This window comes from Bradyrhizobium ontarionense (genome assembly GCF_021088345.1).
Classification (GTDB): Bacteria; Pseudomonadota; Alphaproteobacteria; order Rhizobiales; family Xanthobacteraceae; genus Bradyrhizobium; species Bradyrhizobium ontarionense.
Genome location: NZ_CP088156.1, coordinates 4,641,744 through 4,657,899, shown reverse-complemented (window position 1 = coordinate 4,657,899; position 16,156 = coordinate 4,641,744). Strand labels below are relative to the sequence as shown.

Genomic DNA, 16,156 nt, shown 5'->3' with positions numbered 1-16,156 from the left:
GCGATGGGCTCAAGGCGAACGGCGACTGCCCCCGCCGCTGCCTATCGCAGGTGACACGAGAAATGCGATGACTGTTCGCGGCAGTCCTGCCAGTCCGAACAGCCGCGACTGCACCGTGAACTCTCGCCTGACGTAATTCCCCGACGCAACGGCCATTGCTTCCGCCGCGTCGATACAATCGGCCTGTTCACGGAAGCAGAGCGAAACCCAGCCGTGATCCGTGAACGCGCCGGGCGATGTGTTCGCGTCGGGTTGAGAGGGCAACGCGGGCAGCCCGTAAAGCGGATGATCGGCACTGTAGAATGCGGTCGCAAAGGCCAGGCTTTCGGTGCCGCCGACGTGTTCGAGCGGGCCCCCGGTCAATTCGCGCCATTGGCGCGTCGTTTCCAATGCGACTTGACGGTAGAAGGTGCGTCCTTCTTCATAACCGAAACTGTTGCGGTAGAGTGCGTGAAGCGGAGCGGCGATGGTGAGGGTCACGATGGCGATTGCGGCGACCACGACCGCCATGTTGACGGTGTAGAATCGCTCGATCCGATAGCTTGCGCCGCATACGACCAGCACGGCGAACAAGAACAGTCCCTGGAGTGCCCACAGCGAGGGCAGGTCGGTGCCGATGATCAGCGAGGTGGCGACGGGCAGGCCGACTGTTCCGATCGCGACGTAGAAGAGCAGCCGCAGGCCGTCGTTCAGCGCTGCGAAGTCCTTGGCGAAGCGGGTGATGCGCGTGCCGGCCGTCATGACCCAGGTCACGGCCGGTACGGCCATCGCGGCGGCAAGTCCCATCACGAAGGAAAGTGAATCCTGCAGCGACGTCGACAGGTCGGATTGCGCATGCATCAGCGCGTGATGAATGGGCGCCGCATCGGATGCGACCAGCCAGTCCAGATGCATCCCCAGGGCGGCAAGGCCGGCGACCGCGGAGATCCAGGGCGCAGCGGACGTGAAATAGGCCCGCCGCTGCGGATGGAGCAGCGCGGCCAGCGCGAAACTCGCAACCAGGAAGACCGAATAGTACTTGCCCAGCAGCGCGATCGCGGCGGTGACGCCGGCTGCGGCGGCCCAACGCATCGTCGGGGTTTCAAACGAGCGCAGAAAACAATAGGTGGCGAGCGGCCACGTCGCGAGCTGCACCGAGTTGGCATTGAAGCGTTGCGCGTGAAATTGATAGACCGGCGTGAGCATCAGAAGCAGCAGGACGATCGCTCGCTTGTCCCCGGTCACGAAGCGTCGCGAAATGAGGTCGACGAACCACAGCGCCAGTGCCGCGTTCGTCATCGCCATCAGGTGCAGCGACCAATCGGCCGACGGAAACACGGTGGTCCAGGCGCCGGCGACCCATCCCATCAGCGGTGGATGCTTGGCGTAGCCCCAGGCGAAGTGTCGTCCGAACGTCCAGGTCTCCAGGACATCCGGATGCAGCCCGGCGCCGCAATAGGCGATGACGAGATAGATCGTCCAGACTGCCACGAAGCACGCCAGCAGCAGCGGCACAGCCCAGCCGGCCTCGACGCCGTCGAGCCAGGACAGGAACGGCCGGCGCCAGGCCGCCGGATTGCGGTCCGACCGTTTGGCCATCGCCGAGAACGCAAAATCGCAGGACGTGCCAGCCGCCATCAACGACGATACGCCGGAGAAGGGCCTTCGAAGCCGATGATGGGGCGCGACCGTACGCGATGTGCGGTCGATCATGTGTCAGATTCCATGTGAGGGTATTTCGAGCGGGCTGTTGCGCGGGGACACGAACCTCGTCGAACTTGATTACGACAGGCTGACGTTCCGCGTCATCGCGATGCACGGAGCGCGGGGGGCGATCAGTCGACTCATCCGGGGAGCCGCACGTCATACGATTGCAATCACGGTGGCTGAGAAGTCATCGGGTTTGCAACCACCGATATTGGCAACGGCCATGGCGCGAGGTGGCCGATGCAAACGCGGTTCGATCAGATCCGCGGTGGAATGAAAGCTGCAGCGTGCAGTCGAGATGTCCCAGCGCAGCGGAAGAAGCAGGATCGCTGGCGGGATCGACGGGCGCACGCTTTAACGAGCTCTGGAGCCGGGGCTCGGATAACGGTGCCCGGATGCTGCCGACGTAATCCTATTGTAATCCGTCCGTAATCATAGGAACAGCGATCGCAAATGATGCAGGAGACTGGCGTGCGCGTTCTGGTCGTTGAGGATGACCCTCAGCTCGGGATCTGGCTGCGGGATGCACTCGCGACGGCCTTCGGCTCGTCCGATCTCGTCACCACGCTCGACGAGGGGCGGGCGGCGATCGCTGTGCGCAATTTCGAGCTCGTCGTGATCGACCGTGGTCTTCCCGACGGCGACGGGCTGGCACTGCTGCCGGACCTGCGGCAACAGAAGCCAAGCCCGGCAACGGTGGTGCTGACGGCCCTCGACGATCCGCTCGACATTGCGCGTGCGCTCGACGAAGGCGCGGACGATTACGTCGCCAAGCCGTTCGAGCCGATCGAACTGGTCGCGCGCGCCAGAGCGGTGCTGCGGCGCCTGTTCCTCGACCGCGGCGCCGTGGTCTCCATTGCCAATCTGAGCTACGACATCGTCAATCGCGCCGTCTGCGTCGACGAGAAGCCGATCGTCGTGCCGCGGCGGGAGTTGGCGATTCTCGAGTCGCTGGTTCGTCGCAGCGGGCGGGTGGTCCTGCGCGAGACGCTCGAATCCGCGGCCTACGGCTTCGAGGACGAGATCCAGTCGAATGCCATCGAGGCCCACGTCTCGCGGCTGCGCCGCCGCCTGCGCGAAGCGAACTGCAAGGCCGCGATCAGGCCGGTCCGCGGCCTCGGCTATCTCCTGAGCGGCGAGTGATGAGATCGAAGTGGCAGAAGCTCAAGGGGATGCGCCGCTCCATCACGGTGCTGTCCGCGATGCTGATCGGTATCGTCAGCACGATCATGCTGATCTGCGCCGCCGCGCTGCTGATCAGGTTCGGTGGTGACGATGATGGCACGTGGGGGGCCGCCGACGTCGCTGATGCCTTGAAAGAGGCGGTTGCCCGCAATGCAGGAGGCCAGCTGCTCGTCACGCAGACGCCGCGCCTCGAGAAGATCATCCGGGAATTTCCGACCTTCTGGTATGTCGTGTCCGACAAGAGCGGCGAGGTCAGCTTCGGGCCGATCCCGAAGTGGCGTCCGCACAAGCCGTCGGCGGTGCAGGACGGCACCAGTTTCCTCGCCTACGTGATCGACGGCGAGACCAGAAACCTGAAGCGGATGACGGCCGTCCGGAACACGTCGGTCGGCGAGGTCTGGATCGAAACCGGTGGCGTCGCCTATACGTCGACGCAGCTGATGCTCGGCACGCTCACCGACGCGACGATCGTGGCGCTTCCCATCATTCTCGTACTGCTGGCGACGGTGGTCGCAGCGCTGGTGTTCGTGCCGACGCTGATCGCGCGCCCGGTGCGCGCGGTTGCGACCGCCGCCGAGATGATCGACGGTGTACCGGATGGCCGCCGGCTGCCCGAACGGGACGCGCCGGCCGAACTGCTGCCGCTGGTCGCGGCGTTCAATCGCGCATTGTCGCGCATCGACTTCGCCGCCGAGGCGCAGCGCAATTTCCTGTCCAACGCCGCGCATGAGCTGCGGACCCCGCTGACCAATGCGAGGACCATGCTCGAGTCGGTCGAGGATGCCGGCCTGCGCACCCGGCTCGTTGCCGAGAACCAGAAGCTGTCGACGATCGTCACCATGCTGCTGCAGCTCGCGCGCATATCGATGGAGCCGGCCGAACTCGCCGACATCGATCTGGTCGCGCTGGCCCGTCGGGTGACGGCCGAGCATGTGCCGATGGCGCTCAAGGCGGGGGGCGAGATCGGTTTCAACGGACCTCAGTCTCCGGTGTGGATCCGGGGGTCGGAGCCGGCGATCGCGGTCGCGCTTTCGAACCTGATCAGGAACGCCGTCATACATGCCGGGTCAGGAGGTCCCATTCTCGTCGCCGTCGACGCCGCCGCGAGTCTCAGTGTGATCGACGCCGGACCAGGCCTGCAGTCGGATGAGTTCGAACGCCTGCAGCAGCCGTTCGAACGCGGACACGCCCGCGGCGAAGGGATGGGATTGGGACTTTCGATCGTGTCTCAGGTGATGGCGGCGCATCATGGCCGCCTCGGGCTTCGCGAGACCTCAGGCGGCGGCACCACCGTCGAACTGCGCTTCGCGCGCGCCGCGCAGTAGGAAACTGCCCGATCGGTCGCGTCCGGCGGTCCGATACCTGCCGTTAGGCGCACGGCCGAAACGGCAGGCCCCCCGCGCTCGGAGCAATGAGTTCCGGCTCTACGAAGTTCGAACGCTCACGCGCGCCTCAGCGCGGCTCCTTGGTGCGCTGCCATTTCAGAAAGTCGCTGTAGAGCTTCGCCGCCTCGTTCGGCGACATCCGCGCCTGCGCCTTGCGGTCGTCGAGAAACTTGCGGAATTCCGCCGGCGTGCCGTCCTGCCCCGGCGACTGCACGCGGCTCGCGCCGTCGATCCATTCCTGCGCCGCCTTGAAGCGGATCAGTCCCTGCACCGGCGCCGACAGCACGGTGTCGCGCCATTTCGGATGCCGCGGCGGCGACTGCAGCACCTGGATCTTGTCGAACAGCGCATTCACGAACCGCGCCGTGCGCCGGTAGCGTTCGCTCTGCTCCGGCCAGTTGTAGACCATCAGCACGGTCGGAGCCGCCACCGTGTCGACCTTGGGGCCCGGCGGCACCAGGTTCGGATACTCCTCGGACGAGAACGACGACGGCAGATAGATGTCCTGCAGCGCCCGGTCATAGGGAATGTCCAGCAGATGCAGCCGGCCGCCGTCGTTCCTGATGCCCTTGATGATCGGCGCATCCTTCGACACAGAGGCGATCCACGCATCGCCCTGGCCGTCGATCAGCTTCTGCAGGCCGCCGGTCGGATCGGTCTGCGAGTCGATGTCGGCCCGGATGCCGAGACGCCGGAAGATCGTCTGCGCCGCCGGCAGGCCGATCGAGCGCTCGGCGAACACGCGCTTGCCGTTGAGGTCCTGCAGCGAGCGGATCTCGCGCCGCGCGACGATGTGGACGTCGTTGTGGAACAGCTGCGCGACGTAGCGCACGCGCTGGGCGATGTCCGGGATGTTGTATTCCGTCTTGACGTATTCCAGCGCGTCGGTGGCGACGAAGCCCATGTCGATGTTCTTCAACATGATGATGTCGACGAGGTTCTGCGCCGAGCCCTTGCCGAGAATCGGCAGCACGCGCAGATTCTCGCCCTCGTCGAGCACCGCCGCCATGTCGGAGCCCATCACCGACATCGGGCCGCCGATCGGCGCCGTGATCACGGTCACCGTTCCGGAGTTCAGCGCTTCGCGGTCCGGCAGGTTGCCCACCGGGCCTCCGGTCGTGGGCGCGCGCTGCTGCGCTTGCTGGGCCTGGGCAACGCCGCCGCATACCGGGAGAGATGACGAGATGATTGACAACACGAATGCGCAAACAGCTACGCGCGCCACACGATCCACCGAACGCTTCCTTCGAGTCATTCTAAATTGACAGTGGACTTAGCAGTTCGATCCGGGCCGAATTTTGGCATCGGCGTGGCGATGCGCAAGACGCTGCAAAGCGGCCCAAGCGGCTCCATGTCTGTGCTGGAATTGCGGTGAGATGCGGCTCGAAATTGTCTCGCCCGCTCACTGCAGCCTGGGCGCGCGATCGATGCCTGCGTGATATCGCGCGCCGCGGAATGATGGCGGAGAGAATTGATCAGCTCACGCGCTGGCCGCATCCAGCCGCGCGACCTGGTCCTTTGTCAGTTCGAGTCTCGTCGCTGCGACCAGCGTGTCGACGTGCTCCGGCTTGGTGGCGCTGGCGATCGGCGCGGTGACCGAGGGCTTGGCGAGCAGCCAGGCCAGCGCGATCGAAGCGGGCTCGGCAGCGGTCTCCTTGGCGACCGCGTCGAGGCCGGCGAGGATGCGCATGCCGCGCTCGTTCATGTATTTCGGAATGCCGCGCTGCCCCCGCGGGCTCTTGCCGTAGTCGGCTTCGGAGCGATACTTGCCGGTGAGGAATCCGGCCGCGAGCGAGAAGAAGGTGATGACGCCTATGCCGTTCGCCTCGCACACGCGCTGCAGCGCGCTCTCGTAGGACGATCGCTCGGCGAGGCTGTATTCCGGCTGCAGGCTTTCATAGCGCGGCAGGCTGTTGGTCTTGGCAATGTCGAGTGCGGCCTGCAGCCGCTCGGCCGAGAAGTTGGAGGCGCCGATGGCGCGCACCTTGCCGGCCTTGATCAGTTTGTCGTAAGCCGCCAGCGTCTCCTCCTGCGGCGTCGTCTCGTCGTCCTTGTGCGACTGGTAGAGATCGATCACGTCGGTCTGCAGCCGGCGCAGGCTGTCCTCGACCGCGCGGGCGATGTAGTCGGCCTTCAGCCCGACCTTGCCGTCGCCCATGTCCATGCCGACCTTGGTGGCGAGGATGATCCGGCTGCGGTTGCCACGCAGCTTCATCCATTTGCCGATGATGGTCTCGGACTCGCCGCCGGTGTGTCCCGGCACCCAGCGCGAATAGACGTCGGCGGTGTCGAGGAAGGTCAGGCCTTCGTCCAGCACCTTGTCGAGCAGCCGGAACGAGGCGGCCTCGTCGACGGTCCAGCCGAACACGTTGCAGCCGAAGCAGAGGGGCGGAACGGAGAGGCCGGAACGGCCGAGCTGACGCAGCTTCATGGGAGGCTCTCGATTGGGTTGGGACGATCTGGGCAGATTGCCTCCATCTGCAGCCCACGACCAGATCGGCAACGGTATGGCGGGCCAGCGCCATCACGCATCTGACCAGGCCCAAACCGTGGCGCGGCTTGCCCCGAAGACGGTCCGGCATCGTCAGACTTCTCACGCATTTCCGGGCGACGGTCGGATTATTGCGAATGCCTCGCAATTGCGATGCTGAGGCGCGGGGGAGGAGTCCGTCCGATGAACACGCTGACCTACGCCCAGCTCGGATTGAGCTCCGATGCCCTGATGGCGCCCGATCCGGCGGCGAAGACGACGACCACCACGGCTGCAGCCGCGACGCCCTTCGTGCTGCCGGACGGCGCCGTCTCGGATCCGGTGGTGCATGCCGACGGCTCGGAGACGGTGTCGGTGCACACCGGCGGACTCACCTTCAACCTGACCTTCGATGCCGCCGCCGCTGCAGCACCCGAAAGCTTCCGCGCCGGCGTCGAGCAGGCCGCCGCCATTCTGTCCTCGGCGATCACCGACGAGGCCACGGTCAATCTGGCGATCGACTTCGCCGGCACCGGCGGCGGCGCCGGGGCCAATGTCAGCAACGGCGTTCTGGCCAATTACAGGCAGCTCAGGACCGATCTGGTCGATCACGCAGCCGCGGGCGACACGGTGTTCGATCATTTGCCGGCCGGCAGCAAGGTTCAGGGCCATCAGCAGGTGTTCGTGTCGAATGCGCAGGCTAAGGTGCTCGGCCTGGTCGCACCGAACGATGCCACCACGGAGGACGGCTTTGCCGTCTTCAACACCGATATTCCGACGCAGTCGCTGGTCGGCGTCGCGCTGCACGAGCTGTCGCATGCGCTGGGACGCGTGCCGTCGCCTGGGAATCTCGACATCTTCGACCTGTTCGATTTCACCAGGCCGGGCCACAATCTGATCAACAACAGCCTGAGCTCGGCGCCGCCAGCCTATTTCTCGCTCGACGGCGGGCTCACCAAGATCGCCGACTACGGCCAGACGTCCGACCCCGCCGATTTCCTCAACACCGGCATCCAGGGCGCCAACGATCCGCTGAACGAATTCTACAACCCCACCACGTCGCAAACGCTGTCGCCGATCGACCTCGTGGTGCTGGAAGCGCTCGGCTACAACATCACGACGCCGGACACGCAGGCGCTGCTCGCCCAGCTGCCGCACGCGGCCGGCGTGGCCGCTCCGGTGCAGACGCCGCAGCAGGCCGCAGCGATTGCCTCGGCCGTCGCGGCCGAGACCGCCGCCAGCCTGACGAAGCTCGGCGATCCCGCCGGCGCCGCGCAGGTGCTTGCGAATGCCAAGGCCGATGTGGCCAATGCCGGTGACACGCCTCACGAGGCGGCGACCTACGCGTCCTACTCCACCGAGTCCCACCACGACGCCATGGCGCTCGCCATGCAGTTGCACCACATCAGCGCGAATTGAGAGCCGGCGCGAAAGCGACGCAAGCCGGCATCTCTGGACGACGGACGCGCAGGGTGGGTCTAGCTAGGTGCGAGACTACGGATTACGGTGAAAGTGCATAACGACCTACAAGGCCGGCAGCGTCGCGTTGACCTCGCTTCGGTCGGCGCACATCGTCCTCCGGGCGTGCGTCGCCTCCGGTGGAATTGGGCCATCTCCAGCTGACGTCACCGTTGTGCCGCGGCCGGATTGTCAGGGGCGATATAAGCCCCTGACATGATGGATGTGCGGCTCTCCGGCCCGGCGTCGGCACCTCCGTAGAACTACGGCCGTCATCGCCGCGGCGCCGGGCTTAGCGAACCTTCAATAAATGACGACTCATGTTGTTACCTCCGGTTGCAGAACGAGCGCGAGCGGCGACCGCTCCCTGCTGCACCGGCCCGAAGGTTTCTCGCGCAGGAGGTTCCACGCATGAGTCCGGCATCCTCCGCAACCCATCCGCGACCCGATCCCGAGGCGGCGTCCGACGGCGCAGCCATCAAGCCGGTCCATGCCAGCGACACCGGCGCCGCCAGCCGCGCCGCCATCCAGACCTGGACCGGAAAGGTGATCGCCGAGCAGATACACGCCAAGCCGCTGGGCGAAGCCTACCGCCAATGGCTCTACCATCGCGTCACCCGGCAGCCGCTGCTGCGCGACATGTATTCGAAATCATTCTCCGCCTATGGCGATACGGTGCTGGCTCTCAAGGCCGGCGACGACCATGTGGTCGTGTCGCAGAGCGACAGCTACATCCGGAGTCTCGGTCAGGACCTGCGCGGCGTGCGGATGTCCGAGCTCAAATTCGCGACCGCCAACAGCCTGCGTGAGATCTACGATCAATGTCTCAAGACCAGGCAGCCGGTCTACGCGCGCTACATCTCGTCGCTGTCCGACCAGAATGCCTATTGGGAGGTCCTGGTGCTGCCGCTGGCGATGAAGAGCCAGAGCGAGCCCCTGTTCAGCATGAGCTTCGTCGCGATGCTGAGCGAGAAGATCGACGTGCTCCAGATTCTCTATGACCGATCGCCGGTCGGCATCGTGGCCGCCGTTCCAATCATGAACGGTCAGAACAAGACCGACGACGCGCGCATCCTGACCATGAACGCGAAGGCGCGGCAGATCCTGCGGCAGGACCCGGCGCGCCACCAGATCCACACGATCGGCGAACTGATCAGATATGTCGGCGACAGCCTCGGCTGGACCGCGACCCAGACCGCGCTGGAAGGATACGCCACACGAATCGACTACCGCAACGGCGATGGCGATCTGTTCTCGTTGACGATCGAAATCGTGAACCAGATCATCCTCATCGCCGTGGCCGAGCTCAACCGGCCTGAGATGTCCGGGAGTTCCGAGACTCCCGAGGTCAAGACTGCGGGCCGTTTCGCCCGTATCCTGGGCCTCGGCTGAGGCACGGCCTGGCGAACTGCGCGCTGCGGCCCATTGCGCTGACGGTGCATTGGACTCCCGCGCGCAACGGGGCGGTCGCGCTCCCAAGGATGGCGTTCGCTTGCCACCGGGACGCGCTGGGGTGGTCGAGAAGTTTAGTGCAGCGTCACCGTAACCCGTCATCGCTCGACTGAGCGGCTTTCCGATTTCAAACTCGGGCATATTGGACAACGGGCAACGCCGGGCCAGCGTTCCGGCGTCATGCGGCAGCGGCGCCTCGCGCATAGGCGTCTCGACCGGGACCGCAACTCCGCGAGATCATCACACCACGGATGTCCTCCCGGTCACCCGCAGCGATACAACGAAGGGAATGGTGATCGCGTAGATGGCGACGACTGACAGCCAAATGGCGCCGGGCCATTGTGCCCTGACCACGAAATAGAAGCTCGAGAAGCCGAGCGGCGCAAAGATGGATGCGAGGCTGACCGTCGAGGCGAGCACGCCCTGGAGCTGGCCCTGCAGACCGCCGTCCACCTGTCGCGTGGCGATCGACTGCAGCGCCGGCATCCCCACGCCGCCGAGCGCGAACAGCGGCATGGCGCCAAACACCATCCAGCTCTGTGTGGCGAACGCCATGGCCGTCAGCGCGACGCAGACACCGGCAACCCCGGTCAGGATGGCACCACGCTCGGTCAGCAGCCTCACGGCTGGACCGGGAAGGAATGCCTGGGCCAGCGTCTGGCATACGCCGAAGGCGCCCAGCGACAGGCCGATCCAAAGACCGCTCCACTGGAACGTGTCGCTGCCCCACAGCGCCCAGCAGACGCCATAAGCCTCACCGGTCGCGCTGAACAGGAAGAACAGGAGCACGATCGGCAACAGGCTCTTCATCGAAAATACCCAGCGCAGCGGCCGCAGCGGATTGAGGAGCGCGATGTCGATCTTGTCGCGGCTCGGTGGGTGCGACTCCGGCAAGCTCACGAGCGCCAACACGAAGTTGCATCCGTTCAGGACCGCGGCCGCGATGAACGGCAGCCGCAGCCAATGATCGCCGAGCATGCCTCCAAGCACGGGCCCGACGATGAATCCCAGGCCGAACATCGCATTGAGGAGACCGAATCGGCGGGCCCGCTCCTCTTCGGCGGAGATGTCGGTGATGTACGCCGTGGCCACCGAGACGTTGGCGCTGGTGATGCCGGCGATGGCGCGGCCGAGCAGGAGCATCCAGAGATTGGGCGCAAAGGCCAGGAACAAATAGTTCACAGTGGCTCCGGCCAGCGAAATCAGCAGCAGAGGGCGCCGGCCCAGCCGATCGCTCAGCGAGCCGAGCACCGGCGCGCAGACGAACTGCATCGCGGCGTAGAGTGCAGTCATGATGCCGAGATAGGGCGCCACGTTCTGGGCGTGGGTCACGTCCTGCAGCAGCGACGGCAGGATCGGAAAGATCAACCCGATGCCGACGGCATCGAGCACGATGGCAACGTAGATGACGACGAGAGATTTGGTCATGGCGCTCCGGTCCACGCGAGCGAGCGAAGCAAGGAAGCGCCGACCGCTGGCTGGAGCCTGACGATTCGTCAGGCGATCGATATTTGGGAGACGCTGGCCGGCCCATGCCGCGATGGCGAATGGACGGCTTGTACTTGGCCGCAGGCAACGGCCGCTTTTCGCGACAGGCGCCATCTACACCCGGAACCTGGACGCGGCAAGCCGCTTTTTCGAGCGACGATCGATGCGCTCAGCGCGGTCGCATGACCGCTCCGGTCTCTGCAGGGGATTGGCAGTTATGCTCCGCCGCCCTCTCCGAGCGCTGCAATCAGGATCGTTCGGACGCTCTCTGGCGTTCCAGGTCGCGGAGGTAGCTGAGGCCACAGACGGTCAGGCGACCGGTGTCCTGCTCCCCTTGTTCAGCGAGCCTGCGAATGTGCTGCGCCAGATCGCGCCGCGTTCCCTGGTCCAGATCGTGTCTGGCCATGCGGCGATAGATCCTCATCGCTCGAACGAGCGGCTTTGCGATTTCGACCTGGGACATCCGCGACAACGGGTGACGATGGCGATCGTTCCGAATCAGCTGCGGCGGCGCCTGCGTTCAAGGAGGCAGTCCAGCATCGTCACTGCAGTTCTGAATTGTCGCGGGGATTCCCTGTCCTGCCTACCTGGCGACAGCGCCTGGTCACTCCTCGGCCCGCGACTGGAAGTCCCGTTGGATCAATGGGGTGAGCAGGTGCTCGGCGAGGTAGAGGGACGCAAGAGGCCGCAGGTGCGCATTGTCGAAGCTGACGAGGCCTTCGCGCCGGTTGCGATCGAGATAGATGAGGCAGCCGTCTCGATTGCAGAAGAAATCGTAAAGGCTGCGGTACTCGAACGGTTCGTTGGCCTGGAGCTCGTTCTGAAATGCCTTGTCGATGCCAAGCGCATGCTGGTCGAGATGCGTCAAAATTCGCGCGGGCGTGAACTGCCAATAGTGCTGCATGACCACCTTGAAGAGGAACGGCTCCCAGTGCGGCGCCAGCCCGAGAACGATCACCCTCTTCACGCCGATCTGCTTCATTTCGCGCGAGACCTGACGCAGATAGTCGGTGTCGAAGGAATTGTTGAAAGAGATGACGACGACGTCGGGAACGACCTTTTCTATTGTCGACACCGCAAATGAGTTGGACTTTTCGCAGTAGTCGGTTGCCAGTTTTGTCAGATCGATCGGGTGCGGACGGCACCCTGAGGCATAGACGAGCAGCAAGGACGTGTCGGACGGCAGCGTCTTCCGCAGGCCGTAGACGAGATGTGCCGCGTGGGAATCGCCCCACAGGAGCACTGTCCTGGGTGAGTGGCCGGTGTAGCAGTCCGGGCTGATGGCGGCCCGCGGAATCCGCGTCGGAAGCGCGCTCTCGAAGTCGTAGAAGTTGCATTGGTTCTGGTTAATTTCCACCAACTCTTCACGCGCGGGGGACACGCCTGTGCGGAATGCATCGAAATAGGCTGCGTAGCTGTTCATGTCGCCCGGCTGAAGGGTCCAGCCGTAGGTGATGGTCAGGACGCCTAATCCCGCGAGCGTCGCCAATGCACCGCCGAGCAGTGGGACCGATCGCACGGGCGATTGGCCGAAACGAATCGGATACTCCAGGTATCTATAGGTGATCCAGGCCAAACCGGCACTGAGCGCGACGACGCCGGAGCGAACCGACGCGGAGCCTGCCTCGCCGATCCAGGCGCGGGTAAGGACGAGCAGAGGCCAGTGCCAGAGATAGAGCGGGTAGCTGATCAGCCCGATTCCGACCAGGACAGGGTGCGACAGAACGTGCCGGGCGACCCAGCTGTTCGGTCCGGCACTGACAAGCATGCAGGTCGCTATGACAGGCAGCAGTGCAGCCCACCCGGGAAATGGCGTACTTCTCGAAATCAGGATCAGGCTTGCCGCCAACAAGCCTAATCCCGAAATGGCAAGCAGATCGGCAACGCGTGCTTGAAGACGGGCGTCAGGGACAGCGAAGGGCAGCTTGGTGTGTGGGGACGATGCGATCGCCAGCAGACCGCCTGCGAACAGCTCCCACGCTCGCGTGAACGGAGAGTAAAAGGCCTCTGCCGGGCTCATGCCTATGGCTTTGATGTTCAGCAGAAACGATCCGACAAGCAGCAGCCCCACAAGGTAGGGCAGGGCGCGCTTGTTTGTCCGCCAGCACAGCCAGAGGAGCACCGGCCAAAGGATGTAATACTGCTCTTCGATGCCAAGCGACCAGAGGTGAAGCAGCGGCTTCGTCTCCGCGGCCAGGTCGAAATAGTTGGCCTCCTGCCAGAACAGCAGGTTCGCGGCAAACCCGGCGCTTGCTGCGACTTGCTTGCCGAGCTCCTTGTATTCGTCAGTGTATAGAAAAATGCATCCGAGCAAGAGCGCCGCAAGAAGAACCACGATGAGGGCAGGAAAAATACGCTTGACTCGACGAGCGTAGAAGGTCGGAAGACGGAAGGATCCGTTCGCTAGGTCTGCAATGATGATCGAGGTGATCAAGAAGCCGGATATGACAAAGAAGATGTCCACTCCAACGAATCCGCTTTGAAGCGAATGAGGAAAGGCGTGGAATCCGACGACTGAAATGACTGCGACGGCTCTAAGTCCGTCGATGTCCGGCCTGTATGCCGTGCCAACAGCGGGAGCCGGCTTCGAACCGACAGCTGGCGCATGCATGTGCTTCCCCTCCGCCAAGACAATATTTGGTCTCTGCTCGCCCCGCCTGCAGTCCGCTCAATTTCCCGTTGCTCAATTATGGCGGATGGCCGGGGCCAAACGCAATCAGGAAGGGCGGTCGCGGAGGGGCTGTGGCCTTCTCCGAGGGCGGTCTGTGCGAGCCGGACGCTGATGCGTCGCTGGACGATACGTGCGGCAAACTTCGCCGCCGGGGGCAAGAGGGGTTTATGCAGGGGAACCGATTGTCAGATTGAGGCTTGGTGGCGAGGCAGCTCCGATCCGCCGGAGCCGGTCCGCGAAGGAGGCATGGCCATGTCCGACGAAGGCAAGCTGGAACGCCCTGATCTCACGCTCGGCGTGTCCCTGAGCGACTTCAACAACGGCATGCTGCTCGGTCACGTCCACAACGACCCTGTGCTGCTGGTGCGCACCGGCTCCGACACCTTCGCGATCGACGCGTTCTGCAGCCACTATCACGGTCCGCTCGCCGACGGCCTCGTCGTCGAGGAGAGCGTCCGCTGTCCCTGGCATCACGCCTGCTTCGACTTGCGGACGGGCGAGGCCACCCGCCCCCCTGCGCTCTCGCCCTTGTCGGTGTGGCAGGTCGAGCAGGAGGCCGACCGCATCGTTGTCAGGCGCAAGCGCGATCAGGCAGGTCCGGCCCGGACGGCGGCGGCCGATGAACCCCGTCGCATTGTCATCGTCGGCGGCGGCGCCGCAGGCTTTGCCGCGGCGGAAATGCTGCGCCGCGAGGGCTATGGCGGCGAGGTCATCATGCTCAGCAGCGACGAGGCGGCGCCGGTCGACCGCCCGAACCTGTCGAAGGATTATCTGGCGGGCAAGGCGCCCGAGGACTGGGTGCCGCTCCGGCCGGATGATTTCTATTCGGAGTCGAAGATCGATCTCCGGCTGCGCGCACAGGTGACGGCCATCGATCGCCGGGCGCAGCAGGTCGTGCTTGGTGACGGCAAGACCGTGCCCTTCGACCGGCTGCTGCTCGCGACGGGCGCCGAGCCCGTGAAACTGCAGATCCCCGGTGCCGACCAGCCGCATGTTCACATGCTGCGGACGCTGGCCGACTGTCGCGCGATCATCGCAAGCGCCGCGGCGGCCAAGCGCGCTGTCGTGATCGGCGCGAGTTTCATCGGACTCGAGGTTGCGGCGGCGCTGCGCGACCGTGACATCGCGGTGCATGTGATCGCGCCTGAGCAGCGGCCGATGGAGCGCATCCTGGGGCCCGACATGGGCGACTTGGTGCGTGCCCTCCATGAGGAGCATGGCGTCGTCTTTCATCTGCAGGACAGCGTGACGGTGATCGACGGCAGGAAGGTCAGCCTCAAGAGTGGACGCACGCTCGAAGCCGACCTCGTCGTGGTCGGCGTCGGCGTGAAGCCTCGTCTCGATCTGGCGGGGCAGGCTGGCCTCAAGATCGATCGCGGCGTCCTGGTCAATGCGAACCTCGAAACCAGCGTGCCGGGCATCTTTGCCGCGGGCGACATCGCGCGCTGGCCAGACCGGCATTCCGGCGACAGCATCCGCGTCGAACATTGGGTGGTCGCCGAGCGGCAGGGACAGACCGCCGCCCGCAACATGATGGGGTTCAACGAGCCCTTCGATGCGGTGCCGTTCTTCTGGAGCCAGCACTACGACGTGCCGATCAACTATGTCGGTCACGCCGAGAAATGGGACGAGATCGCGGTCGACGGCGACATCAGGGAGAAGGACTGCGTGCTGCGCTACAAGCGCGCCGGCCGCGTGCTCGCGGTCGCCTCGATCTACCGCGACATCGACAGCCTCAAGGCCGAACTGGAGATGGAGCGGAGTCAGTAACGGGAGCCGGTGGACTCCTTACGCGGCCGCCTTCCCGTCAGCCGCGTGGTCGGTTGGTTGGGCAAAAGTGCCCGCCGATGCCCAAATGTATAAGCTGGCCGCGCTGCTTGCAGAAGTCGGACAAGTGTGGTGCGTTCTGAGCCCAGATTTTATCTGAAGGTTGAGCAACCCTAGCCGCGCGTGATCGGCGGCCATGGCTGCGTCGCCTTGGCGGCTCGGGGGGTGATGACGATCTATATCTGCAACATGTTGGGCCCGATATCGACAACCTATCGTTTTCAAGACGGCGATATGATCACGCGGGTTACTCGCGAGTCGCTCGCCTATGTGCATCGCGGTGTCTCGACCGAGGTGCTGTTTTGGTACAATGGCGCGGGCGCGTTTGAGTATTCAATGCCAGCTAGTCTTCCTCCGGAAGAACGCGACGAATTCCTCGAGAAACTGGAACGGTATTGCAGGAACAAGCGCAATACCGCAGGGTCGAGTAGAGCCGTCGTCGAGCGAAACGCCACCGCAGGGCGATGTGTGTCTGGCAAACCACGCGCGATGCATGAACGGTCAATTCCAGGTATGCCTGTGTGAGTGGCGAAA

Annotated in this window: 11 protein-coding genes; 6 read left to right on the top strand and 5 right to left on the bottom strand. The window is 64.5% G+C overall.

The genetic code is table 11. The annotated features are described in order from the left end of the window. Window positions 1-9: 9 nt before the first annotated feature. Window positions 10-1,617, bottom strand: a complete 1,608-nt coding sequence (locus LQG66_RS20635) for a glycosyltransferase family 39 protein (RefSeq protein WP_231327872.1) — start codon at window positions 1,615-1,617, stop codon at window positions 10-12. Between the two features lie 540 nt (window positions 1,618-2,157). On the opposite strand from LQG66_RS20635, the gene LQG66_RS20630 reads away from it, so the two are divergent. After that, window positions 2,158-2,829 (top strand): response regulator, encoded by a 672-nt coding sequence (locus LQG66_RS20630; RefSeq protein WP_231317520.1) that lies wholly within the window; start codon window positions 2,158-2,160, stop codon window positions 2,827-2,829. Beyond that, window positions 2,829-4,196: a sensor histidine kinase gene (locus LQG66_RS20625; protein ID WP_231327871.1), complete on the top strand. Its 1,368-nt coding sequence runs from the start codon at window positions 2,829-2,831 to the stop codon at window positions 4,194-4,196. The genes LQG66_RS20630 and LQG66_RS20625 overlap by 1 nt, the downstream gene beginning before the upstream one ends. Before the next feature lie 127 nt (window positions 4,197-4,323). On the opposite strand, the gene LQG66_RS20620 is transcribed toward LQG66_RS20625, so the two are convergent. After that, window positions 4,324-5,511 carry a TAXI family TRAP transporter solute-binding subunit gene (locus tag LQG66_RS20620; protein ID WP_425601231.1) on the bottom strand — a complete coding sequence of 396 codons (1,188 nt, stop codon included), beginning with the start codon at window positions 5,509-5,511 and terminating at the stop codon, window positions 4,324-4,326. A gap of 225 nt (window positions 5,512-5,736) precedes the next feature. After that, a complete protein-coding gene (locus tag LQG66_RS20615; protein WP_231317519.1) occupies window positions 5,737-6,687 on the bottom strand; it encodes an aldo/keto reductase in 951 nt (316 codons plus the stop codon). Between the two features lie 243 nt (window positions 6,688-6,930). Here LQG66_RS20615 and LQG66_RS20610 point away from each other — a divergent pair, with 243 nt between their 5' ends. Together LQG66_RS20610 and LQG66_RS20605 are read left to right on the top strand one after the other, a co-directional pair. Beyond that, entirely contained in the window at window positions 6,931-8,145 is a 1,215-nt protein-coding gene (locus LQG66_RS20610; RefSeq protein ID WP_231317518.1) for an NF038122 family metalloprotease, read from the top strand. A 450-nt stretch (window positions 8,146-8,595) separates the two neighbouring features. Continuing rightward, the gene (locus tag LQG66_RS20605; protein WP_231317517.1) at window positions 8,596-9,576 is read left to right on the top strand and encodes a hypothetical protein; all 981 of its coding nucleotides are present in this window, start codon (window positions 8,596-8,598) and stop codon (window positions 9,574-9,576) included. A 300-nt stretch (window positions 9,577-9,876) separates the two neighbouring features. Here the strand turns inward: LQG66_RS20605 and LQG66_RS20600 are convergent, their stop codons facing one another. Both LQG66_RS20600 and LQG66_RS20595 read right to left on the bottom strand, forming a co-directional pair. Beyond that, complete coding sequence (locus LQG66_RS20600) at window positions 9,877-11,064, bottom strand: TCR/Tet family MFS transporter (protein WP_231317516.1); 1,188 nt, start codon at window positions 11,062-11,064, stop codon at window positions 9,877-9,879. Between the two features lie 664 nt (window positions 11,065-11,728). Beyond that, entirely contained in the window at window positions 11,729-13,735 is a 2,007-nt protein-coding gene (locus tag LQG66_RS20595) for an acyltransferase family protein (protein WP_231317515.1), read from the bottom strand. Between the two features lie 312 nt (window positions 13,736-14,047). Between LQG66_RS20595 and LQG66_RS20590 the strand changes: the two genes are divergently transcribed. Both LQG66_RS20590 and LQG66_RS20585 read left to right on the top strand, forming a co-directional pair. Further along, window positions 14,048-15,565 carry an FAD-dependent oxidoreductase gene (locus tag LQG66_RS20590; RefSeq protein ID WP_231317514.1) on the top strand — a complete coding sequence of 506 codons (1,518 nt, stop codon included), beginning with the start codon at window positions 14,048-14,050 and terminating at the stop codon, window positions 15,563-15,565. A 225-nt stretch (window positions 15,566-15,790) separates the two neighbouring features. Beyond that, window positions 15,791-16,147 (top strand): hypothetical protein, encoded by a 357-nt coding sequence (locus tag LQG66_RS20585; protein ID WP_231317513.1) that lies wholly within the window; start codon window positions 15,791-15,793, stop codon window positions 16,145-16,147. Window positions 16,148-16,156: the final 9 nt, after the last annotated feature.

Excerpts from the sequence above, each read along its gene's own strand:
- LQG66_RS20620 (WP_425601231.1), bottom strand. The coding sequence starts at position 5,511 with ATGACTCGAAGGAAGCGTTCGGTGGATCGTGTGGCGCGCGTAGCTGTT.
- LQG66_RS20590 (WP_231317514.1), top strand. The coding sequence starts at position 14,048 with ATGTCCGACGAAGGCAAGCTGGAACGCCCTGATCTCACGCTCGGCGTG.
- LQG66_RS20635 (WP_231327872.1), bottom strand. The coding sequence starts at position 1,617 with ATGGCGGCTGGCACGTCCTGCGATTTTGCGTTCTCGGCGATGGCCAAA.
- LQG66_RS20585 (WP_231317513.1), top strand. The coding sequence starts at position 15,791 with ATGACGATCTATATCTGCAACATGTTGGGCCCGATATCGACAACCTAT.
- LQG66_RS20610 (WP_231317518.1), top strand. The coding sequence starts at position 6,931 with ATGAACACGCTGACCTACGCCCAGCTCGGATTGAGCTCCGATGCCCTG.
- LQG66_RS20600 (WP_231317516.1), bottom strand. The coding sequence starts at position 11,064 with ATGACCAAATCTCTCGTCGTCATCTACGTTGCCATCGTGCTCGATGCC.
- LQG66_RS20595 (WP_231317515.1), bottom strand. The coding sequence starts at position 13,735 with ATGCATGCGCCAGCTGTCGGTTCGAAGCCGGCTCCCGCTGTTGGCACG.
- LQG66_RS20615 (WP_231317519.1), bottom strand. The coding sequence starts at position 6,687 with ATGAAGCTGCGTCAGCTCGGCCGTTCCGGCCTCTCCGTTCCGCCCCTC.
- LQG66_RS20605 (WP_231317517.1), top strand. The coding sequence starts at position 8,596 with ATGAGTCCGGCATCCTCCGCAACCCATCCGCGACCCGATCCCGAGGCG.
- LQG66_RS20625 (WP_231327871.1), top strand. The coding sequence starts at position 2,829 with ATGAGATCGAAGTGGCAGAAGCTCAAGGGGATGCGCCGCTCCATCACG.